Source organism: Actinacidiphila glaucinigra (assembly GCF_900188405.1).
GTDB classification, from domain to species: domain Bacteria; phylum Actinomycetota; class Actinomycetes; order Streptomycetales; family Streptomycetaceae; genus Actinacidiphila; species Actinacidiphila glaucinigra.
In genome coordinates, this window is the sequence record NZ_FZOF01000017.1 from 115,528 (window position 1) to 138,404 (window position 22,877).

The 22,877-nt window shown below is 72.2% G+C and carries 16 protein-coding genes; 3 read left to right on the forward strand and 13 right to left on the reverse strand.

Translation table 11 applies throughout. The features are described 5' to 3' along the window. Positions 1–63 precede the first annotated feature (63 nt). Positions 64–1,254, forward strand: coding sequence for an ROK family transcriptional regulator (locus CHF15_RS27930; RefSeq protein ID WP_089226644.1), 1,191 nt, complete (start codon positions 64–66; stop codon positions 1,252–1,254). Positions 1,255–1,307: 53 nt separating this feature from the next. Here CHF15_RS27930 and CHF15_RS27935 read toward each other — a convergent pair whose 3' ends face one another. From CHF15_RS27935 to CHF15_RS27950, 4 genes are all read right to left on the reverse strand, one after another. Beyond that, complete coding sequence (locus tag CHF15_RS27935; RefSeq protein ID WP_089226645.1) at positions 1,308–1,928, reverse strand: TetR/AcrR family transcriptional regulator; 621 nt, start codon at positions 1,926–1,928, stop codon at positions 1,308–1,310. After that, positions 1,928–2,812 (reverse strand): class I SAM-dependent methyltransferase, encoded by an 885-nt coding sequence (locus tag CHF15_RS27940; RefSeq protein ID WP_089226646.1) that lies wholly within the window; start codon positions 2,810–2,812, stop codon positions 1,928–1,930. Before CHF15_RS27940 ends, CHF15_RS27935 begins: the two co-directional genes overlap by 1 nt. Positions 2,813–2,935: 123 nt before the next feature. After that, positions 2,936–4,270, reverse strand: a complete 1,335-nt coding sequence (locus CHF15_RS27945; protein ID WP_089226647.1) for a sensor histidine kinase — start codon at positions 4,268–4,270, stop codon at positions 2,936–2,938. Continuing rightward, a complete protein-coding gene (locus tag CHF15_RS27950; RefSeq protein WP_089226648.1) occupies positions 4,267–4,926 on the reverse strand; it encodes a response regulator transcription factor in 660 nt (219 codons plus the stop codon). The genes CHF15_RS27945 and CHF15_RS27950 overlap by 4 nt, the downstream gene beginning before the upstream one ends. Before the next feature lie 114 nt (positions 4,927–5,040). Between CHF15_RS27950 and CHF15_RS27955 the strand changes: the two genes are divergently transcribed. Next, positions 5,041–5,652, forward strand: a complete 612-nt coding sequence (locus CHF15_RS27955) for a PepSY domain-containing protein (protein ID WP_089226649.1) — start codon at positions 5,041–5,043, stop codon at positions 5,650–5,652. Between the two features lie 20 nt (positions 5,653–5,672). Here CHF15_RS27955 and CHF15_RS27960 read toward each other — a convergent pair whose 3' ends face one another. The 4 genes from CHF15_RS27960 to CHF15_RS27975 all read right to left on the reverse strand — a co-directional run bounded on the left by CHF15_RS27960 (position 5,673) and on the right by CHF15_RS27975 (position 8,841). Then, positions 5,673–6,296, reverse strand: coding sequence for a histidine phosphatase family protein (locus tag CHF15_RS27960; RefSeq protein ID WP_089226650.1), 624 nt, complete (start codon positions 6,294–6,296; stop codon positions 5,673–5,675). 91 nt (positions 6,297–6,387) lie between these two features. After that, positions 6,388–7,227 (reverse strand): MBL fold metallo-hydrolase, encoded by an 840-nt coding sequence (locus CHF15_RS27965; protein ID WP_089226651.1) that lies wholly within the window; start codon positions 7,225–7,227, stop codon positions 6,388–6,390. A 6-nt stretch (positions 7,228–7,233) separates the two neighbouring features. Next, positions 7,234–7,749 carry a hypothetical protein gene (locus CHF15_RS27970; protein WP_143681645.1) on the reverse strand — a complete coding sequence of 172 codons (516 nt, stop codon included), beginning with the start codon at positions 7,747–7,749 and terminating at the stop codon, positions 7,234–7,236. Between the two features lie 81 nt (positions 7,750–7,830). Then, positions 7,831–8,841 (reverse strand): helix-turn-helix domain-containing protein, encoded by a 1,011-nt coding sequence (locus CHF15_RS27975; RefSeq protein ID WP_089226653.1) that lies wholly within the window; start codon positions 8,839–8,841, stop codon positions 7,831–7,833. 251 nt (positions 8,842–9,092) lie between these two features. On the opposite strand from CHF15_RS27975, the gene CHF15_RS27980 reads away from it, so the two are divergent. After that, positions 9,093–12,854, forward strand: a complete 3,762-nt coding sequence (locus CHF15_RS27980; protein ID WP_245939079.1) for a S8 family serine peptidase — start codon at positions 9,093–9,095, stop codon at positions 12,852–12,854. A 148-nt stretch (positions 12,855–13,002) separates the two neighbouring features. On the opposite strand, the gene CHF15_RS27985 is transcribed toward CHF15_RS27980, so the two are convergent. From CHF15_RS27985 to CHF15_RS28005, 5 genes are all read right to left on the reverse strand, one after another. Next, positions 13,003–14,706, reverse strand: coding sequence for an ABC transporter family substrate-binding protein (locus CHF15_RS27985; protein WP_143681646.1), 1,704 nt, complete (start codon positions 14,704–14,706; stop codon positions 13,003–13,005). A 98-nt stretch (positions 14,707–14,804) separates the two neighbouring features. Continuing rightward, entirely contained in the window at positions 14,805–16,919 is a 2,115-nt protein-coding gene (locus CHF15_RS27990) for an ABC transporter ATP-binding protein (protein WP_089226656.1), read from the reverse strand. Then, the gene (locus tag CHF15_RS27995) at positions 16,916–17,944 is read right to left on the reverse strand and encodes an ABC transporter permease (RefSeq protein WP_089226657.1); all 1,029 of its coding nucleotides are present in this window, start codon (positions 17,942–17,944) and stop codon (positions 16,916–16,918) included. The genes CHF15_RS27990 and CHF15_RS27995 overlap by 4 nt, the downstream gene beginning before the upstream one ends. A gap of 78 nt (positions 17,945–18,022) precedes the next feature. After that, positions 18,023–18,991 carry an ABC transporter permease gene (locus CHF15_RS28000; protein WP_089226658.1) on the reverse strand — a complete coding sequence of 323 codons (969 nt, stop codon included), beginning with the start codon at positions 18,989–18,991 and terminating at the stop codon, positions 18,023–18,025. Between the two features lie 319 nt (positions 18,992–19,310). Beyond that, a complete protein-coding gene (locus CHF15_RS28005) occupies positions 19,311–22,589 on the reverse strand; it encodes a GH92 family glycosyl hydrolase (RefSeq protein ID WP_089226659.1) in 3,279 nt (1,092 codons plus the stop codon). Positions 22,590–22,877: the final 288 nt, after the last annotated feature.

Below are 22,877 nucleotides of genomic sequence, written 5' to 3' on the forward strand. Positions count from 1 at the left end.
AGAGGAACGCGTGTGCGGCAAGCAGGAACAAACCTCCCCAAAGTCGGGCGGTACAACCGGGCGGTGGTCCTGGACCAGATCCAACTCGCGGACGGGATCAGCCGGGTCGAGATCGCCCAGAAGACGGGCCTGACCCCGCAGACCGTCTCGGGGATCGTGCGCCGTCTGCTGGACGAGGGGATCGTGCGCGAGGACGGGGCCAGCCGGGGTGCCGGCGGCGGCAAGCCCCGCACCACCCTGCGGGTCAACGCGGACGCGGGCAACGCCGTGGGCCTGGTCTTCGACCCGGTGGAACTCACCTGCTCCGTGGTCGACCTGCTCGGACGGCCGCTGGTCGTCAAACGGCGCCCCACGCCCCCCGGCACCGATCCGACACACGTGGTGGCCGCCATGGCCGACCTGGTCGCCGAGGTGCTGACCGAGGCCGACGTACCGCGCGGCAACGTCCTGGGGCTGGGGCTGGCCACCCCCGGCCCGATCGACCAGCGGAACGGCATGATCGTCGCCCCGCCGCAGCTCGCGCACTGGACCCGGGTGCCGCTGCAGCAGATGCTCAGCGACGCCACCGGCCTTCCGGTGACCCTCGACAACGACGCAACCGCCGCCGCGGTCGGCGAGCGCTGGTCCGGCGCGGGCCGGGGCGTGGCGAACTTCGCCTACCTGTTCTTCGGCACCGGCATCGGCGGCGGACTGGTCCTCAACCACCAGGTCTACCGGGGTGGTTCGCTCAACGCCGGCGAGTTCGGCCATTCCACGGTGGTGTCGGACGGCCCTGAGTGCTACTGCGGCAACCGGGGCTGCCTGGAAGGACTGGCGAACCCGTCCGCGATCGTGGCCGAGACGCACCGCCGCCTCGTCGACAAACCCGGCGGCAGCGTGCTGTCACCGGCGTTCGACCGGGACCCGGCCTCCGTCGACCACGCCGCGGTCCAGCTCGCGGCGGGAGCCGGTGACCCGGTCGCGGCGGCGGTCATCGACGAGGCCGCGCAGCACGTCGCCACGGTCGCGGTGACGATCGCCAACTTCATCGACGTGGACCTCATCATCCTCGGCGGTCACGGCATCCAGCACGTGGAGGCCCGCTACGTGGGCGCCGTGGCCACCGCACTGACCGCGAGACCCCTGGCCCGGCACATCCGCGTCGTCCAGGTCGAGGCCTCCCCGCTCGGCGCCGACGCGGCCGTCGTGGGCAGCGCCGCGCTCGTACTGCACGCCACCTACTCGCCGCAGTTGTCGTCGCTCGTCCTGGACTGACGAGAGGGCGGATGACGGGAGCGGATGACAGGAGCGGATGACGGGCGGTGACGTCAGCGTGCGAGCGCACCGATCAGGCGCTCGACCGCCGCGACGTACCCGGCGTTGTCCAGCTCGGGATCCCAGGCGGTCTGCAGCGCCAGCCCCTGGTAGATCGCGACGAACACCCTGGCCAGGCCGTCGGCGGGCCACGCGGCGTCCAGTTCGCCGCGCTCCTGGGCCGCCCGGACCAGGTCGGTGACGACGGCACGGGGACGGTCCACGCCCTCGCGCGCCACCGCGTGCACCCGCGGTTCCCGCAGGGCCTCGGCCCAGATCTGGACGCCGAGTTGCACACGCTGCCGCTCGCCGGAGCCGGCCAGCGAGCGCAGGAGTTCCAGGTAGCCGCCGGCGACGTTGGGGAAAGCGTCGGCTGGGTTCCCGGCGAGGTTCCCGGCGGGTCCGTCCAGATGCAGCCGGCGGGCCTGCTGATCGTGCCACCCCTCCGCGATGGCCACGACCATGTCGTCCTTGTCGGCGAAGTAGCGGTAGATCAGCCCGGCGCTGAAACCGGACTCGGCCGCGATGTCCTGGATGGTGGTGCGGTGGAAGCCCGCGCGGGCGAAGCAGCGGGCGGCGGCGTCGAGGATCTGCGCGCGCCGTGCTCGCAGGTGCTCCTCACTGACCTTGGGCATCACTTCACCTCGGCCTGGGCGATGCGGTAGAAGGGCGCGGCGGGCTCGTGCCGCCCCAGGGGCTCCAGATAGCGCGCGGCGGCGTCCCTCGCCGACTGGTCCAGGGTGAGCTCCAGTCCCCGCTCGGCCAGGTACGCCGGGAGTTCGTCGGGGAGGAAGCCGAAGGTGAACGGTTCCCCGGCCGCACGCACGGTGTCCGCCCAGGCGGTGACGCCGTCGAAGTCCCCGGTGCCGTCCAGGGCCCGCCGGTCCATGTAGGTGAGGACGATCCGGCTGCCGGGCGCCAGCGCGGCGCCGAGCGCCGTCAGTGTGGCGTGCACCGAGGCCGCGTCGAGGTAGTTCGTCACGCCCTCCCAGACCACCACCGCCCGGTCGTCGCCCGGTCCCGCGTCGCGCAGCACGTCGCCGAGGTCCTCCCGCATCAGGTCCGCCGGAACGAACCGGACGCGGTCGCCGGGCCGGCCCGCGCGGGCGGACCACGTACCGGCCAGGCCGCGCTTGACCGCCTGCGTCGCCGGGTGGTCGACCTCCAGGACGGCGGCGGTGCGCGCGGCGTCCAGCCGGAAGGCCCGGCTGTCGTACCCCGCGCCGAGCAGGACGAGTCGCCGGGCGCCGTTTTCCAGGGCGTCCACGACCAGGTCGTCGATCAGACGGGTGCGGACCACGGCCGAAGCGCGCGGACCGGCCGGCCAGCGCCGGTCGATCCGGCGCTCGAGGAACCGCGCCACGCCCGGGAAGCGGGCGACCGTCACGGCCAGGCGGAGGCCGGGGCCGAGGCACGAGGCGGCGTACGGGTCGGTGAACAGGCGCGGCCCCCGGCGCACCGACTCCAGTGCCCGGAACAGGGCGACGTGCTGCGCGGTACGGCTGGGTCTGCTCTGCATGGGCCCATCATAATGAATGGACGTCCATTTTTTTCCGGAGCTCCGGAACGACCGCCCGCAGCAGCCCGACCTCGAACGGGACCCGGCGGCCGCATCGGCCCGGAATCGGCGCGGGGCCTGCCGTCACGTCGACAGGAGCCTGACCCTCAGCAACGCCCCGCCCTGCGGGGCCGATCCGGCGTCGGCGTACCCGCCGTGCCGGTGGACGATGTCACGGACGATCGCCAGGCCGAGCCCGGCGCCTCCGGCGTCGCGGGTGCGTGACTCGTCGAGCCTGATGAAGCGGTCGAAGACGCGCTCCCGGTCGGCCTCCGGGATGCCCGGGCCGTCGTCGGTCACCTCCAGCACGGCCCACCGGGCGTCACGGGTGACGCGCACCGCGACCGAACCGGTCGCATGGCGCCGGGCGTTGTCCAGGAGGTTGTCCAGGACGCGTTCCAGCCCCTGCCGGTCACCGCGGACCGTCACGGTCTCCGTGGCCTCGACGGTCACGGGCACCGCGCCCGGGCGCAGCGCGACCTTCTCGCGGGCCAGTTCGTCCAGGGCGACCGGCTCCATGGGGGTCTCCTCCCCCGCGTCGAAACGGGCGAGCAGGAGGAGGTCGGAGGCGAGCGCCTGGAGCCTGGTGACGTCGTCCACCGCGCTGTCCAGGTCCAGCAGGGCCGGATGGGCGGCCGCCACCTCCAGTTCGGTGCGCAGCGCCGCGATCGGGCTGCGCAGTTCGTGGGACGCGTCGGCCACGAACCGCCGTTGCCTTTCGACCGCGGCCTGCAGGGCCGTGAGCGTCTCGTTGGTGGCCCGGGCCAGCCGGGCCACCTCGTCGCGGGCCGGGGGCACGGGCACCCTGCGGGACAGGTCGGTGCTGGAGGTGATGGCCTCCATCTCGGCGCGGATGGCCTCGACGGGGCGCAGCGCGTTGCGTGCGCCGAGCCACGTCACCGTCCAGACCACGGCGAGCATCACGGGCAGCCCGGCCGACAGGAAGACGACCGCCGTGCGGACGGCGTCCTGTTCGGCGGTGAGGGAGGCGCCCGCGGTGACGGTGTAGCGCTCGCCGTCGCGTTCCCCCGAGAGGGCGGCGAACCGGTACGACTCCTGCCTGCCGTCCACGGTCGCGGTCCCCGTGCCGTACTCCGCCTCGGTGTCGCCGTCGTCGTCCGGGTCCGGCACCGGCGCGCCGGTGATCCGCTGGACCTCCTCCCCGACCGCTAGGAGGGTGCCGCCGCCGTCGGTGACCCGTACCGGGTACTCGTCGCCGTCCGGCAGGTCGAGGCGGTCGTACGGGGTCCCGGCGGCGATCTGGGCGGCCACCTCGCGCGCGGCGACCTCGGCCCGCAGGCCGGCCTGCCCGGTCAGGTTCGCCCGCAGGGCGAGGACGAGGCCGAGGCCCGCGAGGACCAGGGCGACGCCCACCACCGCGGTCGCGGACAGTGCCGTGCGGGCGCGGACGGACCTCATCCGGCCTCCATCACGTATCCGGCGCCGCGGACGGTGCGGATGGTGGCTGCCCCGAGCTTGCGGCGCAGGGCGCTGACGTAGACCTCGACGATGTTGGGGTCGCCGCTGTAGGCGAAGTCCCACACGTGCTCGATGATGTCGGCCTTGGTGACCACCTCGCCGGCGTTGAGCACCAGGTGCTCCAGCACGGCGAACTCCCGTGCGGTGAGCGGGATTTCGGTCCCGTCGCGGGTGACCCTGCGGCGGCCGGGCTCGACGGTCAGCGCGCCGATGGCGATGACGGGTGAGCCGCCGTGGGAGCGCCGCCGCAGCAGCGCGCGGACGCGGGCCAGCAGCACGACGTAGGCGAAGGGCTTCGTCAGGTAGTCGTCGGCGCCGGTGTCCAGGCCCTCCGCCTCGTCGTACACCCCGTCCTTGGCGGTCAGCATCAGGATCGGGGTGTCGTCGCCCGCGGCCCGCAGAGCGGCGCAGACGCGGTAGCCGTTCATGCCGGGCAGCATGATGTCCAGCAGGATCAGGTCGTAGGCCTGCTGCGCGGCCTGGTGCAGCGCTTCGGCGCCGTCGTGCACCACGTCGACGCCGAAGCCCTCGGCCGTCAGCCCCTTGGCCAATGAGGCGGCAAGGCTGCGCTCGTCCTCCACGATCAGCAGGCGCATGCGTACAGGGTGCCAAAACGCTCCTGAGGATTCCTTCAGGATCCTTCAGCGTGGCTTCAGGTGCGGCGGGCGACGGTGGTGGTCGTCGGATCACCTACGGAAGGACACACCATCATGAGGCGCAAGACGCTGATCGCCACCGCGGCCGCCGTCGCCGTCCTGGCCGGAACGGGCGGTGTCGCGGCGGCCGCGATGGCGGACGACGACGACCGTCAGCGGCCCGCCGCCGTGGCCACCGACGACCCCGGCGCCGACGACGGTCCCCGTGACGACGACCGCGACGACCGCGACGCAGGCGACGACAAGGCCCGGGACGGCGGCACCCGCACGGTGAGCCTCGCCGACGCGGTCACCGCGGCGCGGGCCGAAGCCCCGGGCACCGTGGTGTCGGCCGAGCTCGACGAGGACCGCGGACGCGCCGAATGGGAGGTCGAGACGCTCGCCGAGGACGGCACCTGGCACGAGGTGACGATCGACGCCGCGAACGGCGAGGTCGTCACCACCCGCGAGGAGCAGGACCGGCAGGACGCCGACGAGGCCCGGGACGCACTGCGCGGCTCACGCACCGACCTCGTGGAGGCGGCAAAGGCGGCCGCGGGCGCCCGCCCCGGTACGGTCACCTCCGTCTCCCTCGACGACGACACCCGCGGCTGGGAGGTCGAACTACACCAGGACGGCGCCGAGCACGAGTTCCACGTCGACCCGGCCACCGGCGACACCACCTGACGCGGGGCCGGGACGCGGACTCAGATCCGCGGCTCGGGCGGGAAGCCGGTCCAGCGCAGTTCCTCCGGCAGGTGGCGCATGTCGTTCTGGACCATGACCGACACGGGCCGCCCCGGCATGTAGCGGATGACGGTGAGGGCCGCGTTGGCCTGGTTCACACCCAGCCATCGCCATGCCGGGGCGTCCATGGCGTGCCTCACCAGCCAGCCCACCAGGAAGTTGTGGGTGACGACCAGTTCGTGCCGCTCCCGGTCGCCCTCGGCGGGGCCGGTGAACTGCTCCAGCGCGCGCAGGGCCAGCGAGGAACCGAGCGCGCGCTCCTCCGCCGTGGCGCCCTCCAGGAAGCGCAGGAGGTGGTCGGCGCTGTCCCGCGGCAGCTCCTCCCGCCGCGGGAAGTACGGGACGTAGTCGCCGGCGGTCTCCGAGACGCGGAGGTCGGCGCCGTCCAGGTGCTCCCCGATCAGGGCCGCGGTCTGCGCGGCCCTGGGCAGCGGGCCGTGGTGGACCACGGATATCGGCAGGTCCGCCAGCCGGCGGCCGAGCAGGGCCGCCTGGCGGCGCCCGTCGTCCGACAGTCCGCTCTCGTCCGGCAGGGCCTCCCCGTGCCGGACCAGATAGAGGTACCGCGTGGCCGCAGCCGCCATGCCCGGGCTCCTTCGCGAAGCGTCATGATCGTGTCCGTTGTCCCTGGGCACGACGCCGCGGCCGCCGCCCCGGTTCCCTCGGGCGCGGGTGTCACGGCAGCAGGGCGAGGGCGCTGTACCAGACCGGGCCCGGGTTGAGGCGGTCCGGGTGGAGCCGCAGCATCCGGTCGTAGAACGGGCGGGGGCGCGGCTTCTCCGCCAGCAGGCGTTGCGCGTCGAGCAGGTAGTCGCGGGTCTGCTCCAGGATCACGGGGTCGTCGGGCAGGGTCTTGTCCTTGTGGCCGGCCACGACCGCGCGCGGGTTCAGCGCGAGGACGGTGCCGATCGCGGTGAGCCACTTGTCGATGCCGCCGCCGGCGCTCTCCCGCAGGTACTGGTGGACGCCGTTGTAGGCCACGTCGCCGGCCACCACGAGGCCGATCGACGGGACGTGCAGGACGGTCGTGTCGTCGGTGTCGGTGTGGCCGGTCTCCACCACGTGCAGCGGGTGCCCTTCCAGCGCGAACCCGTCGTCCGGGACAACCCGGTAGACCACGGGGCTGTCGGGGATGAGCCCGGGGAAGTCCACGTCCCACCTGGTCCGGCGGCCCTCGCCGGCCTGCCGGTGCATCAGCCCGATGGTGCCCTCGGTCGCGTACGGCACCGCCCCGGGGAAGCGCCGCAGCAGCAAGCCGGTGCCGAACCAGTGGTCACCGTGGCCGTGGGTGGCGTAGACGTACGCCAGTCGTCTGCCGGAGCGTTCGATCCAGTCGCCGACGTCGCGCACCTGCTCGCGGGTGAACGGCGGGTCGACGAGGACCGCTTCCTCCTCGCCGAGGACCAACGTCGAGGTCAGCGGCGAGGAGAAGATAGGGCTCCCGTCGGGCAACCGGGGGCCCTGGGCGCGGCGCAACCCGTCGCACACGTAGGTGTCGTAGCGCAGATCCGTCATGGCCGTTCAGCCGAGCCCGTCGGGCACCGGCGCCTCCATGAGTGTCAGCAGGCGGGCGACCTTGTGGTCGAGTTCCAGGCCCACTTGGGCGATGTCCTCGCTCCCGTAGCTGCCGAAGTGGGAGCTCGGCCTGTCGATCACGAATCGCGGCGCGTCGGCGCCCCGGTAGATCTCGGTGCGCAGCGGCGCGTGCATCATGGCGGACGGGTCGTGGCGGAACATCCGCTCGGCGATGGCGTAGTTGCCCATGAGGTACATCACGAACGGCGTCGCGTCCCCGGCGAGGGTCATGAGCGCCGTTCCCACGTTCTTCCAGAAGATCATGAATCCATGGGGCGCGTTGCTCGCGGCCAGGGCGAGTGCGCTCTCCCACGAGCCGCCGGAGCGGATGACGTCCTGGACCTCCGTCGCCCGGTAGTCCGGCACCAGGGACTCGTAACGCCGCACGGCCTCCTCGAACGTTCCCGGCAGGGGGACGTCGAACCTGGTGACGGCGTAGTCGACCGATCGCACCTCGGGCACCCGGACCACCTCGTACGGTGCGGCACACCGCCACACCCTCCTCCCATCGTCCCTCCGCGGCACGTCGGCGCAACTCCGCGCTCACACCCAGTTGCGCCGGGCCGCCGCGACGCCCGCGCCGAACCGGTTGGTGGTGCCCAGTTCCGCGTAGAGATCCTGGATCCGCCGGCGCAGGGTGCGCGTGGAAACGCCGAACTGGCGGGCGATGGCGTCGTCCTTGACCCCGGCGGCGAAGAGCGCGAGCAGGTTCCGCTCCTCGTCGGTGGGTTCGCGCACCGGGTCGACAGCGTCGCCCAGGGTGCACGGCTGCGGCGCCGGCGGCTGCTGGGAGCCCGGTCCGGCCAGCGGGACGGCACCGGCCCAATAGCGCTCGAAGAGCTCGGTCAGTGCCTCCAGCAGCGGGGGCGCCTCGGTGTAGAGGGTGTCGGTGCTGTCGGGGCCCAGGCTCAGCGAGACCATGGCCGCCGAGCGGTCCGCCATGGTCAGCTTGATGGGCAGCGAGGACACGACCCTGGCCTCCTCGCCGCGCGACACGAGACTGCCCAGTTCCTGCCCCCCGCCGTCCTCGTCGAAGCTCGCGGCCGCGTAGACGACCCGCACCCGCACACCGCGCCGTACGGCGGCCTCGTCGAGCGGACCGTTCGGAACGAACAGGAAGGGTGGCCGGGCCAGGCCGCACATCTCGTACGTGGCGGCCTGGTGCAAACGGTAGTAGCAGTCCCCGACTTCCTCCGGGCCGCTGATCGTCCGCGTTGCGGGTTCGCCGGCGCTGGACCGCCTGGCCTGGTCGAACAGCGCGCCGAGCGGGCCGGTGGCGTCGCGTATGGCGGCCAGCTGGCGTTCGCGGGACTCCACCAGCGCCCGCAGCGCGTGACGCGGATCCACGGTCAGGTACTCGCCGGAGGAGCGGCGGCTCAGCAGTCCGGAGTGGTGCAGGCGCTCCAGCAGGGCCACCGCCGCTCCGGTGCCCAGCCCGAACGCCGCGGTGACGTCGTCCGCCGTACCACCACCCTGGGCGAGCAGACCGCGGTAGACGGCCTCCGCCCCGGCGTCGAGGCCGACCAGCTCCAAGGGCACGGCGCCATCCGTCATCGTTCTCCACCTACGATCTTCTTGCACATGAGCGAATTGACGTCATACCAGAACGTGTGACAGGTGTGCCGCGGCGCGGCGACCGCTCACACCGTGCAGTGTGTCTCGCTTGCCGATCATTGCGCCGCTTTGCGCCCTGTCCACTTGGTGACATGGCACAGAAGTGCCAAAGGGCCGCCTTTACAGGGATCCGAACGGATGGCTGACTGCGTTCAACCCCAGCCCATCGAGTCCATGAGGTTCCCTTGCGCATGCCTCCGTCCCGCAGACGCGGGTTGACAGCCGCCGTCGCCGCCCTGGTGGTGCTGACGGCCACGGGTCCGGTCGCGTCGGCCGACCCCTCGGCGACGTCCCCCTCCCCCACCGCGACCGGTGCCGCTCCCGCGGGCGTGCGCACCCTCACGCTGATCACCGGTGACAAGGTCACCGTGACCGGGAACGGCCGCACCGAGTCCGTCACCACGGTCACCGGCCCGAACGGCAGGACCGCCGGCGCCCACGTGATGTCGGTGGGCACGGACACCTACGTGTACCCCGACGCCGCGGTGCCCTACATCGCGTCAGGAGCCCTGGACGAGGGCCTCTTCAACATCACCGCGCTGCTGGCGGACGGCTACGACGACGCCCGCACCGACCGGCTGCCGCTCATCGTCACCTACACCGACGCCGCGGCCCGCTCCCGCAGCGCGAAGACCCCGGAGGGCGCGCGCAGGACGCTGACCCTCAGCAGCATCCAGGGCGCGGCGATCTCCGCCGAGCACGACCGGGCGGCGGACTTCTGGTCCTCCCTGACCGGCACCGGGGCGAAGGCCGCCGGGACCGCCGCGAAGACGGCGGACGGCGCACGGCTGGCCGGCGGCGTCGCCAAGGTGTGGCTGGACGGCAAGGTCAAGGCCACGCTGTCCGACACGACGGCGCAGATCGGCGCCCCGGAGGTGTGGGGCGGCGGGGACACCGGGCAGGGCGTGGACGTCGCCGTGCTGGACACCGGCATCGACGCCGCGCACCCGGACTTCGCCGGCCGCATAGCGGCGGCGGAGAGCTTCGTGCCCGACCAGGACGTCACCGACCGGAATGGCCACGGCACCCACGTCGCCTCCACCGTCGCCGGCACCGGCGCCGCCTCGGGCGGCACCGAGAAGGGCGTCGCCCCGGGCGCGTCCCTGCACATCGGCAAGGTACTGGACGACTTCGGCAGCGGACAGGACTCCTGGATCCTCGCCGGCATGGAGTGGGCCGTCCGCGACCAGCACGCCAAGGTCGTCAGCATGAGCCTGGGCGGCGACCCCACCAACGGCACCGACCCGCTCAGCGAGGCCGTGAACCGGCTCAGCGAGGAGACCGGGGCACTGTTCGTGATCGCGGCGGGCAACTCCGGCCCGGCGCCCTACACCGTGGGTGCCCCCGGTGCCGCCGACGCCGCGCTGACGGTGGGCGCGGTGCAGGGCCCCGGCAAGGGCGTGGACCAGCTGGCCCCGTTCTCCAGCCGCGGGCCCCGCGTGGGCGACAACGCCGTCAAGCCCGATCTGACCGGCCCGGGTGTGGACGTGCTGGCGGCGCGCTCGCAGTACGCGCTGGAGGGCGAGGGCGCGTACCAGACGATGAGCGGCACCTCCATGGCGACGCCCCACGTGGCGGGCGCCGCGGCCCTGCTGGCCGCGAAGCACCCGGACTGGACGGGGCAGCAGCTCAAGGAAGCGCTGATCAGCACCACCGCGAGCACCCAGCGGTTCAGCCCCTTCGAGGCGGGCAGCGGGCGCGTGGACGTCGCCGCCGCCGTGAAGGCCACGCTGGTCGCCTCCGGTGACGCGTACGCGCAGGCCCACTACCCGTACACGCCGGGTCAGACGGTCCGCAAGGACGTCACCTACACCAACTCCGGCGCCGAACCGGTCACCGTGGACCTGTCCCTGAGCCCGGGCCAGCTGCCCGAGGGCCTGTTCACGCTGACGGAGACGCGGTTGACCGTGCCCGCCCACGGCACCGCCTCCGTGGGCGTGATCACCCACCTCGACGCGGCCGAGGACAACGGCGCCTACACCACCCGCCTTCTCGCCACCGGCGCCGACGGCACGACCCTGGCCCGCACCACGGTCGGGGTGAGCAAGGAGGGCCGCCGGGTCAACCTGACGGTCACCGCCAAGGACCGGCACGGCAAGGCCCTTCCCGGCACCCTCTTGCTCAAGGACGTGGAGCGCAACACCGCTCCCAAGGTGTACGCCGTCGACGCCTCGGGCCGCATCGAGCTGCGCCTGTCCCCGGGCACCTACTCGGCGTGGATGAACGCCGACGTGCCCGGTGTCGACGGTACGCACACGCTGGGCTTCGCGATGTTCTCGGCGCCGCAGATCGACCTCGACACCGACCGCACCGTCCGCTTCGACGCGGCCGACCTGCGCAAGGCGGCCGCGCTCACCCCGCAGCCGACCGCCAACCAGTTCATGCGCGTCGACCAGTACCGCACCAACGACGCGCTCTCGCTGTTCCCCTTCATGGACAGCTACATGCCCCAGTCCTGGCGCTACGACAGCCTCTGGGTGACCCCGACTCCGAAGGTGACGAAGGGCTCGTACCACTTCGCGACCCGCTGGCGGCAGATCCAGGCGCCGCTGACGTTCTCCTCGGGCTCGCAGACCTACGGCGACGTCACCGTCCAGAGCCTGTCCCCCAAGCTGCCGGACGGCACCGGCACGTACCGGGCCGTCTGGGCCGGTGACGGCTCCGCCGCGGACTTCGGCAGGACCAAGGTGCGCGGCCAGATCGCGGTCGTCCGCCGCAGTGACACGGTGTCCGCCCCGGACCAGGCCGCCGCGGCGGCGAAGGCCGGCGCACGGCAGCTGCTGATCCTGAACAACGGCTACGGCAAGTACGACCCCTGGGCCGACCTGCCCGAAGGCGCCCCGCTCCCCGTGGCCTCCCTCGGCACCGACGACAGCGCACGGCTGCTGAACCGGCTGCACAGGCCCGGCACGGCGACGCTGAAGGTGGTTTCGCACCCGTACCCGCGCTACGCCTACGACCTGATCCGCCACCAGGAGGGCTCGGTCCCGAAGGACCCGTCCTACCGGCCCGGCGCCGGGGAGCTGGCGCGCATCGACGAGTCGTTCCGCAACACCACGCAGGGCAGGGCCGTGGCGTACCGCGAGGACGTCTCGCTGATCTTCAACCGGCCCTCGCTCATCGATCCGACGCAGGTCGCGGCCCAGGGCACCCTCACCTCATGGGTCACGGCGGGCGACGACGCCCGCTGGGTCTCCTCGGCCGCCATGCCCGACCTCGGCCAGCGGGGCGTCGTCCGCACGTACAAGCCGCGCGCCACGAGCAGTGAGACCTGGTTCTCACCGATCCAGCGCCCGCGGGCGCTCAACGACCGCATCAGCTGGACGGCACCCTTCCGGGTGGGCGACATCATCAGCACGTCCAGCCTGCCGGCCTGGGGCGACTCCGGCGGTCACGCGGGCGTCACGTGGGCCGACGGCGACACGTCGAAGATCTCGCTGTACCAGGGCGACCAGCTGCTCGGCGAGGACTACAACGAGCGCATCGTCACCGTCGAGGAACTGTCGCCGGACCCGCAGCCCTACCGGATCGTGGTGGAGGGCAAGCGGAACATGCCGGACCGCCCGTACTCGACCCGCACCCGTACCGAGTGGGGATTCACCTCGAGCACCACGGACTACTCGGCCATCACGCCCCTGCCGCTGGTGCAGCTCGACTACGCGGTGGCCACCGACCTGTCCGGCAAGGCCAAGCGGCGGACCGGCCTGACGGTCACCGCCTCGCACCTGAAGGGCGCGGCGGGCGCCGGGACGATTCGCACGGCGACCCTCGAGGTGTCGTACGACGACGGCGCCACCTGGCGCAAGGCGACGCTGCGGCAGTCGGGCGGCGGCTGGAAGGCGCAGCTCGACGCGCCGTCGCGGGCCCGCTTCGCGAGCCTGCGGACGACGGCGCGTGACGCGAAGGGGAACAGCGTCAGCCAGACCCTGATCCGCGCCTTCGGCCTCAGGTAGCCGGCGGCGCGACGGACGAAGGGCCCTTGTCCCCGGTGACGCACCGGGGACAAGGGCCTTTCCAGGGGTGTCGGCTCGGGTCGGGGCCGACGCGACGCGGGAGGGCTCGAGGAGGGGGTCGTCCTCCCGCGCCGCGGTTCAGGGGTGGTTACCCGGTGAATCCGATCCGGGTCCAGTCGGTGTCCTGGAACCCGAAGGCGCCGTAGTTGGCCACGTCGGACTTGGCCGCGACGATCTGCGGGCGCTGGTAGAGCGGCAGGTCGGCGGCCAGCTTCCACAGTCCGGCGTCGGCGGCGTCGAGGTCGGCGAGATAGGCGGCGTGGTCTACCTCGGTGCCGGCCTTGTGCATGTCGGCGTCGATGGCGGCGGTGCCGATGCGCGCGTAGTTCTGGCCGATGTTCCCGTGCTTCGGGGAGACGAAGGTCGCCGCGCCGTTGGTCAGCGGGAAGAACGGCACGGAGCCGATGCCGCTGAACAGCGTGAGGTCGAACTTGCCGGCGCTGACGTCGTTGAAGAAGTCGTCGCTCGGCTTGACCTTGGTGTCGAGCTTGACGCCCACGTTCTTGAGCATCGCCGTGAACAGCTGCGCCTCGTTGGCGGCGATGGGCGTGCCCGACGGGATGGTCAGCGTCAGCTCCAGCGGTTTGCCGTCCTTCTCGCGGACGCCGCCCTGCATACGCCAGCCCGCGGCGTCCAGTTGCCGCCCCGCCCCGGCGGGGTCGTAGCGGCCGAGGGAGCCCGCGTTGTCGCGGTAGGCGACGTCGTTGTTGACGAGGAAGTGGTTGTCGAGGGGCTTGGCCGGGAAGGGCAGGCCGTTGAGGTCGGCCTTGCCGATGGCCTGGCGGTCCAGTGCCGTGAACAGGGCCCGCCGGACCCTGACGTCCTTCAGCAGCGGACTCCGGCCGTTGACGACCATCTGCCGGAGGTTGGGGGCGCCCGCCACGCGGATGGAGGTGTGCGGCACCTTCTGCGCCTGCTTGTAGGCGGCCACGTCGGGCCCGATGTCCTCGACGTCGATCTCGCCCGAGGCGAAGGCCCCGGGTGTCGAAGCGGCGTCCAGGGTGCGGAAGTTGATGCCGTCGAGCACCGGCTTCGACCCCCACCAGTGGGGGTCGCGGACCTCGGAGACGACCTTGGTCGTCGGGTCCATCCTGCTGACCTTGAACGGGCCGGCGGTGACGGGGATGCGGTTCTTGTAACTGGTGTCGAACTTCCCCGGGGTGTCGATCTGCGACGCCGGGTACAGCGGCGAGAACAGCGTCTGCCACTCGGAGAACGGTGTGGCGTAGGTGACGACGACTTGCCGTGCGTCGCTCCCCTGCGCGACCGAGGCGATCTGCTCGTAGCCGGAGGTGCTGACGGGCGTGTACTCGGGGTTCCTCCCGTTCTGGGCCTGCCAGTCCGCCCGGAAGTCCTTCCAGGTGATGGGGGTGCCGTCGGACCACCGTGCCCTGGGGTTGATCACATAGGTCGTGACCTGCCTGCCGTGCTTGACGGCGGTGGCCACCTTGCTGAGGTAGTCCGGGTTGGGGGTCCGCTTGTTGTCGGGGGTGCTGTGGAAGAGTGCCGGCAGCAGCGGGGCCATCGTCGTGGTCACGGCGACGGTGTTCTGCGAGGCCGCGTTGAGGCTGTTCCACTGGGTGGCGTACTCGTCGACGGGGAAGTTGAGCGTGCCGCCCTGCCGCAGGCTCGCGGGGTCGACGGGGTTGATCTGGTTGAGCGTCGCCTTGGGCGGGGCCTTCGGCGCCGACGAGTTCGCGTCGCCCTTGCCTGCGCCGCACGCGGTGGCGCCGGCGAGGAGACCCGCGGACACCACGACTGCCGTGGCCAGCCTTACGGACTTTCGGTTCAACGGGACTCTCCTTGTGGGTTCCGTGGGTGGGGTGCCCGCCGCGCGGGGCGGCCGGGAACGCGGCACGGGCCGTGGATGTCCCACGGGCCGTGGGCGCGTCACAGGACCTCCAGGGCGGCCGCGAAGTGGCAGGCGGCGCTGTGGTCCTCACCGAGGACCCCGGCGGCGGGGTCCTCGGTGTCGCACCGCCCGGACTCGGCCGGCGCGAGGTCGCGGTACTTGGGGCAGCGGGTGCGGAACCGGCAGCCCGAGGGGGTGTCCGCGGGGCTGGGGAGGTCGCCCTGCAGGATGATCCGGCGGCGCTGCCGCTCCTTGCGGGGGTCGGGCAGCGGTACGGCCGACAGCAGGGCCTGGGTGTACGGGTGGGCGGGGCGGGCGAACACGTCCTCCACGTCGCCGGCCTCGACGATGCGGCCGAGGTACATGACGGCGACGCGGTCCGCGATGTGCCGGATGACCGACAGGTCGTGCGCGATGAACAGGTAGCTCAGGCCGAGTTCGGCCTGCAGCTCGTCGAGCAGGTTGATCACTCCGGCCTGGATCGAGACGTCCAGCGCGGACACCGGCTCGTCCAGCACGATCAGCTTGGGGTCCAGGGCGAGCGCCCGGGCGATGCCGATCCGCTGCCGCTGCCCGCCGGAGAACTCGGCGGGGTAGCGCTCGGCGTGCTCGGGCAGCAGCCCGACGAGGCGGAGCAGTTCGGGGACGCGCCCGGCGATGCGCGCCCGGTCCCAGCCGTGGGTGCGCAGCGGCTCGGCCAGGATGTCGCCGACCGGCATGCGCGAGTCCAGTGACGCCATCGGGTCCTGGAACACCACCTGCAGGTCCCTGCGCAGCTCCCGCCGTCCCCTGCCGTCCAGCCGCCCGACGTCCTTGCCGAGGACGGCCACGCTGCCGGCGCGCCGGCCCGCGAGGTCGAGGATCTGCAGCATGGTGGTGGTCTTGCCGCAGCCGGACTCGCCGACCAGCGCGAGCGTCTCGCCCTCGCGGATGTCGAAGTCCACGCCGTCGACGGCCCGCACCGTGCCCACGCGGTGCTTGAACACCGAGCCCCTGAGGAGCGGGAAGTGCTTGGTGAGGTTGGTGACCCGCAGGACCTCGGGCCGCTCGGCGCGCGGGAGCCCGCCGGGGCGGCGCGGGGATGCGGGGGTGGGGAACATGCCCGGCGACGGGATCCCGCCGGGCGCGTCGATCTCCTGCGCGCGATGGCAGGCCGTGGCGTGCGCGGCTCCCGTCGTGACGGCGCGCAGAGCGGGCTCCTCGGTACGACAGCGGTCCACGGCCACCGGGCAGCGCGCCGCGAAGGGACAGCCGGCCGGCAGGTCCACCATCGACGGCGGCGTGCCCTCGATGGGGGTCAGGGCCGTGCGGTCCCCGGCGTCCAGCCGCGGCACCGAGCCGAGCAGGCCGATGGTGTAGGGCATGCGGGGCGTGGCGAACAGCTCGTCGGCCGTCCCGGTCTCCACCGGTTTGCCGGCGTACATGACGACCACCCGGTCTGCCATCCCGGCCACCACCCCGAGGTCGTGGGTGATCATGAGGATGGCCGCTCCGGTGACCTCCTGAGCCTTCCTCAGGACCTCCAGCACCTGCGCCTGGATGGTGACGTCGAGCGCCGTGGTGGGCTCGTCGGCGATGATCACCTCGGGGTCGTTGGCGATGGCCATGGCGATCATCGCCCGCTGGCGCATGCCGCCGGAGAACTCGTGCGGGAAGGCGTCGACGCGCCGCCTCGGGTCGGGGATGCCCACCAGGTCCAGCAGTTCCAGGGCCCGTTCGCGGGCCTGGGCGGCGGTGAGGTCCTGGTGGATCCGCAGGGCCTCCACCAGCTGGGTGCCGACGGAGAAGACGGGGGTGAGCGCGGACAGCGGGTCCTGGAAGACCATGCCGATGTCACGGCCGCGGATGGCGGACATCCGCCGGTCCGACAGCCCGAGCAGCTCGCGGTCCCCGAGCCGTACGGAGCCGCTGACCTCGGCGTCGTCCGGGAGCAGTCCGAGCACGGCGGTGGCGGTGACGGACTTGCCCGAGCCGGACTCGCCGACGACGGCGAGGGTCTCGCCGGCGTGGAGCGTGAAGTCCACACCGCGGACCGCGTGCACCCGTCCGGCCTCGCCGGGGAAGGACACCCGCAGGTCGCTCACGGTCAGGACCGGGCTGCCGGCGGCCGGCCGGGAGGTGGGGACGCCGAGGACGGCGGTGGGGTGGGTCATGGGGTGACTCCTTCCTGGGTCGCTGCCGCCGGGACGACCGCGGCTGTGGGCTTGCGGCGCGGGTTCCGCGCGGTCCGCGCGGTCCGCGCGTGGCGGGACCGGGGCACCGCCGGGCGGGCGCGCCTCCGGGACTTCGCTCCGCGCGCCGTCGGGTCGAAGGCGTCCCGCAGTCCGTCACCGATGAACGCGACGGAGAGGCCGATCAGGACGAGGAAGGCGGCGGGGAAGAAGAACAGCCACGGGGAGGTGTTGGCGTCCGGAGTTCCGGCGGCGATGAGGGTGCCGAGCGAGACGTCGGGCGCCTGGATGCCGAACCCGAAGTAGGACAGCGAGGTCTCGCCGAGCACGATCGCCCCCACCTGGACGGTCGCGTCGATGATGAGGATCGACGCCGCGTTGGGGAGGATGTGGCGGAAGATGACGACCAGCGGGTGCACGCCCATGTAGCGCGCGGCGAGCACGTACTCCCGTTCCCGCAGGGTCTGGGTCATGCTGCGCACCACCCGGCCGGTGATCATCCAGCCGAACGCCGCGAGCAGGATCACGAAGAACAGCCAGGTGCCGTGCTGGAACGCCGGTGAGAGCACCGCGAGCAGCAGGAACGCCGGGATCACCAGCATCAGGTCGAGGAACCACATCAGGACCCGGTCGGTCCAGCCCCCGAAGTAGCCGGCCGAGGCTCCCACCACCGCGGCGATCAGCGTGGTGAGCGGCCCCCCGACGAGTCCGACCACCAGTGACTTCTGCAGGCCCCTCAGGGTGAGCGCGAACAGGTCCTGGCCCGAGTGGGTGGTGCCGAACCAGTGCGCGGCGCCGGGGCCGGTGTCCAGGCTGGCGAAGTCGTTGTCGTGGTACGTCCAGTGCAGGAACGGCGGTACGGCGTACGCCAGCAGTACCAGGGCGACGACCAGGGCGATGCCCACCAGGGCCAGCCGGTTGCGGGCGAAGCGGACGAGGACGAGCGCGCCGCGGCTCCTGCTCCGGGGTGGCGCCGCCGTCCCGGTGGCGCTTGCGGGGGTGGTCATGGGGGAAACTCCTCGAGTCGGGCGATCCGGTCGTTCACCTGGGTTCACGTGCGTCGACCTGGGGCGACGTGGGCCTTCTCAGGTGCGGACCCGTGGGTCGAGCGCCGCGTAGACGAGGTCGGAGAGCAGTCCCGCGATCAGGACGATGCCGGCGGTGAAGATCGCCACGGCGGCGACCGCGTTGACGTCGTTGCTGGTGATGGAGTCGACCAGCCACTCCCCCATGCCGTGCCAGCCGTAGATCTCCTCGGTGAAGGTGGCGCCGGTGAAGAGCAGCACGACGTTGTAGACCACCAGCGGCATCACCGGGATGACCGCGGTGCGCAGTCCGTGCCGCAGGACCGCCTGACGGCGCCGTAGCCCCTTGGCCCGGGCCGTCCGCAGGAAGTCGCTGCCCAGGACGTCGAGCATGGTGCTGCGCTGGTAGCGGCTGAAGAACGGGATCTGGGCCAGCAGCAGGGTCAGGGTCGGCAGCACGAGGTGTTCGAGGTTGTTGAGGACGACCGGCAGGGTGCCGTGCACCTTCGGGTCGTACATCCCGATGTACTGCACCAGCGGCCCGTCACCGGCGGTGTCCAGGGTCCGCAGTCCGACCGCGATCACCACGACCGGGGTGGCCAGCAGGACGTAGGAGAGGATCGTGGACACCCGGTCGGACGGCCGGTACTGCCGCAGCGCGTTCCAGGCGCCCACCGCGACGCCGCCGACGGCGCCCAGGACGGTCGCGACGAAGAGCAGCTCGGTGCTCACCAGGACGCGGCGGCCCAGCTCGGTGTTGACGGACGCGCCGTCGTAGGTCCTGCCGAAGTCTCCGTGCAGCACGATCCCGGTCAGCCAGCGCCAATAGCGGAGGCACACGGGTGTGTGCGGGTCGAGGTTGTAGCCGTGCAGGATCGTGTAGATCGAGTGCAGCGGCGGCCGGGGATTCTTCGACAGGTAGTTGATGTCGGGGTGGAGGGTGAAGGAGGCGAGAAAGTACGTCGCGCTGGCCGCGATGAACACCAGGATTGCGTAGTTGCCGAGGCGGCGCAGTAGGTAACGGCCCAACGTGCTTTCTCCTTCGTCCGGCCCACCGTGTGAGCAGGGCCTTCAATCGAGTCGGTGGGGGGCTCTCGAACAATGGGTGGCCATCGCCCAACGGCTCGGTAAATATCCTCCTGCAGCCTGCATCCATACCAGGCAATCCGCGCACAAAGAATTGGCAATGCGCATTGTCGGACGGAATTCGAGAAAAAGGGTTCCAGGTCTCCGAGAATTCCCTCTATGACCTGCGCCACCTTATTCGGCGCTTATCCGGCGGGCCGCTGCGGACAACACGAAGGGCGGGCGCGGAATCGCTCCGCGCCCGCCCCTGGGGTCGTCCGGGTCAGTCCACCGCGAGGGTGAAGACGTGGAGGTCCGTGTTGGCCGGGAGCTTCACGCTCGTGATGGTCTTGCCGTCCGGCGCGGCGAAGGGCTTGGTGGCGAAGACGTACGTGGCCACCGGGTCCTTGTCGGCGCCCGCCACGTTCCGGTACGCGGTCTTGGCGACGACCTCGTTGCCGAAGCGGACGCTGCCGCCGCCACCTCCCACCGTCCAGTCGGTGAAGGACAGGTCGACGGCGCCGGTGCTGCCGTCGTCGTAGGTGACCGTCGCCGTCGTCTGCTGGTCGCCGTTGACGGCGCTGCCGACGAAGGACAACCGCGAGGCGGGAGCGGCCAGTTCGATTGTCTGGCCGGTCGCGGAGGCGTTGTCGGGACGGCCGGCCGGGGATTCCGGCCAGGTGAAGGCGAGGCCTTCGGTGACCGTGCCCTGCGTGCCGCCGGTCAGGCCCGCCTCGGCGAGGGCCTGACGGGAGTAGCTCCAGCCGCCGCCGTCGTAGTCCGCCTCGTCGTGGTCACCGGAGTCGTCCGAGATGCCGGTGCTGTTGTACGCCGCGATGAGGGAGCCGGGAGCGGCCACCGTCAGGGACACCGGCTGCTCGTACGACGTGTCCCCGTAGCTCACCGCGACCTTGGCGTCGTAGAAGCCCTGCTTGACGTCCCCGGCCGTGGACAGGGTGATCTCCTGGGAGCCGTCCGTGAACGTCCCCTCCGCGGGGGACGCCGTGACGCCGTCGGGCACCTCCACGCGGAAGCTCACCCGCGGTGCCTGACCGCCACGCAGCGACAGGGCGCGGATACCGACCTTGGTGCCGCCGCCCGGGGCGATCGTCGCCGTGGTGGGGCCGACGCCGACCTGGTACGGCTGCTCGCCCTCCCGGAAGGACGGCGGCGCGTCGGCCGCGTCCGCTCCCCAGGTGCGGTCCGGCGTGCCCGACAGCGTGTAGTCGAGCCGGCCGCCGTCCTCGACGAAGGAGGCGGGCAGCCACGGCCGGTCGCTGGTGCGGCCGTCGACCTTCAGCGACCGGACGTACGGAGCGTCGGCCGCCGCGCCCGCGGCGCGGATCGAGATGTCGTTCCCGGCGGGGCGGTCGATCTCGATCCGCGGGAACAGCGGGGAGCCCAGGACGAGTTCGGCGCGGGAGGGCACCTGCGGGTACATGCCGAGCGCCGAGAAGACGTACCAGGAGGACATCGCGCCGAGGTCGTCGTTGCCGGGGATACCGCCCGGCTGCGTGGACCACAGGGCGCCCATCGCGGCCCGCACCGTCTCCTGCGTCTTGTAGGGCTTGCCGGCATAGGCGTAGAGGTACGGCACGTTGATGGACGGCTCGTTGTCCATCTCCGACTTCTCGCCGCCGCTGCCGGTGAACGCCCAGCTGCCGTCGGCCTTGCGGAAGAAGGCGTCCAGCCGGTCGAGGGCCTCGTCGCGTCCGCCCATGGCGGCGAACAGCCCGGCCGGATCGTGCTGCACCATCCAGGTGTACTGGGCGGCCGTGCCCTCCACGAAGCCGTTGCCCGTGGCCGGGGTGAAGCCGGTGACCCAGCTGCCGTCGGCCGCGCGGTTGGCGATGTAGCCGCCGCTCGGGTCGGCCGCGAGGTTGAAGTTGTTCTGCCACCACTGGGAGCGCCGGGCGAAGTCGGCGGCGGTGCGCTTGTCCCCGGCGGCCGTGGCGAGCTGGGAGAGGGCGAAGTCGGCGCCCGACATCTCCAGGGTCTCGGCGGCGCCGCCCCAGGCGTTGGACACGGACGGCATGTAGTGCAGCTTCAGGTACTTGTCCAGGGAGGGGCGCTGGCCCACGGAGAGGATGGGCTTGCCCGCCGGCGAGAGGTCCCGCTCGGTCGGCACGGTCGCCGCCTTCACCAGGGAGTCGAGTGCGCCGCGCAGGTCGAAGTCCGTGCCGCCGAAGGCCCGGATCCCGGCGAGGGCGGCGGGCGACGGGTCGCCGTTCATGACGTGCGTCCCGGAGGCGCCGTGCAGCCAGCGGTCCCAGACGCCGCCGTTCTGGCGGGCGAACTCGTACAGCGACTGCGCGATGTCGGAGCCGGTGCGCGGGCTCAGCAGGGTGAGCAACTGGACCTGGGAGCGGTAGACGTCCCAGCCGGAGAAGGTGCCGTACTGGGCCTGGTGGCCGCGGGCGACCGTGTGGACCTCACCGTCGCTGCCCCGGTATCTGCGGTCGCTGTCGCTGATGACGTTGGGGTGCATCATCGCGTGGTAGAGCGCGGTGTAGAAGGTGGTGCGCTCGGCGTCCGTACCGCCGCCCACCTTGATCGCGCCCAGCCGCTCGCGCCACGCGCGGCGGGCCGCGTCCCGTACGGCGTCGAAGGAGCGGTGCCGGGGGTTCTCAGCGGCGAGGTTGGCCTCGGCGCCGGCCTGGCTGACGTACGAGATGCCGACCTTGACGTTCACCGGTCCGCCGCCGGGCGCGAACTCCACCCAGCCGCCGGCGCCCTTGCCCGCGACCGGGTTCCCGCCGTCGGCGAAGCCGCCGGTGCCGCCGGAGGCGCTGGTGGAACCGGGGGTCACCTTGTCGTCCTGCCAGGTGCCGGTCGCCTTGAAGGAGCGGTCGAAGCGGGCGGTGAAGTACAGGGTGTAGTAGGAGCGGCGGCCCTCCGGATCGAGATAGCCGCAGAAGTTCCCGGAGGTGACGGAGCCGGAGACGGTACGGGTCTTCGGGTCGATGGACACGGTCGAGTCCGTCGACCCGACCTCGGAGTTGGCGGTGCGGATCAGCAGGGAGGCGGGCTTGTCCGCGGGAAAGGTGAAGCGGCCGGAGCCCGTGCGCGTGGTGGCCGTCAGGTCCGCGGTGACGCCGGAGGACAGACCGACCTTGTAGCGGCCGGGCTCGGCGGTCTCGTCGGCGTGCTTGAAGTCGGCGGCGTAGACGGCGTCCTTGGTGTCCGCGGCGGGCGAGGTGGTGACCTCCCCGGCGAACGGGAGGAACGGGATGTCGCCGCTGCCACCCGCGCAGCCGGTGCCCGACATGTGGGTGAGGCTGAAGCCCCGGACGCGGGTGGCGTCGTAGTGGTAACCGCCGGGCGCCGTGGTGCGGGTGGCGTCGCCGCCGGTGGTCTCGGGGCTCCAGGACAGCATGCCCTGCGGCACGACGGCGCCGGGGAAGACGTTGCCGCCGTTCTTGGTGCCGATCAGGGGGTCGACGTAGGAGGTGGGGTCCTGCACGAGGTCGGGTGGCGGCGCGGCGGGCGCCGCGAGGGCGGGAGTGGCGCCGCCGACCGCCAGGACGGCGGCCAGCAGCACGGACGTCGGACGCAAGCGCATGACGCGGCCCTTCTTCTCACGGACGGGTCGCGCGCCACGGATCACACAAGCCGCGGGGACAGTAACGCGCCCCACCGGCGTCCCGGAAGACCGCCTCGGCTGCACGTCAACTCCCTTGACAACGTTGCCTCCAGGGCCGGTATAGTCATGCTCGGTTCAAGTTGACAACGTTGTCGCGCACCACGGTTCCACAAGCCCCCACGCACGTACCGGCACCGCCCTTCCCCCCTCCGCCTCCCCGTTGCCGTCCCGGCCGCTCCCGGCCCCGGCCAGGACTCTGAGCGCCTC

Bases quoted from the DNA above. Each gene is read 5' to 3' on its own strand.
- CHF15_RS27940 (WP_089226646.1), bottom strand. From the start codon at position 2,812: ATGCAGAGCAGACCCAGCCGTACCGCGCAGCACGTCGCCCTGTTCCGG.
- CHF15_RS27945 (WP_089226647.1), bottom strand. From the start codon at position 4,270: ATGAGGTCCGTCCGCGCCCGCACGGCACTGTCCGCGACCGCGGTGGTG.
- CHF15_RS27960 (WP_089226650.1), bottom strand. From the start codon at position 6,296: ATGGCGGCTGCGGCCACGCGGTACCTCTATCTGGTCCGGCACGGGGAG.
- CHF15_RS27995 (WP_089226657.1), bottom strand. From the start codon at position 17,944: ATGACCACCCCCGCAAGCGCCACCGGGACGGCGGCGCCACCCCGGAGC.
- CHF15_RS27990 (WP_089226656.1), bottom strand. From the start codon at position 16,919: ATGACCCACCCCACCGCCGTCCTCGGCGTCCCCACCTCCCGGCCGGCC.
- CHF15_RS28005 (WP_089226659.1), bottom strand. From the start codon at position 22,589: ATGCGCTTGCGTCCGACGTCCGTGCTGCTGGCCGCCGTCCTGGCGGTC.
- CHF15_RS27950 (WP_089226648.1), bottom strand. From the start codon at position 4,926: ATGCGCCTGCTGATCGTGGAGGACGAGCGCAGCCTTGCCGCCTCATTG.
- CHF15_RS27935 (WP_089226645.1), bottom strand. From the start codon at position 1,928: ATGCCCAAGGTCAGTGAGGAGCACCTGCGAGCACGGCGCGCGCAGATC.
- CHF15_RS27980 (WP_245939079.1), top strand. From the start codon at position 9,093: ATGCCTCCGTCCCGCAGACGCGGGTTGACAGCCGCCGTCGCCGCCCTG.
- CHF15_RS27955 (WP_089226649.1), top strand. From the start codon at position 5,041: ATGAGGCGCAAGACGCTGATCGCCACCGCGGCCGCCGTCGCCGTCCTG.
- CHF15_RS27965 (WP_089226651.1), bottom strand. From the start codon at position 7,227: ATGACGGATCTGCGCTACGACACCTACGTGTGCGACGGGTTGCGCCGC.
- CHF15_RS27975 (WP_089226653.1), bottom strand. From the start codon at position 8,841: ATGACGGATGGCGCCGTGCCCTTGGAGCTGGTCGGCCTCGACGCCGGG.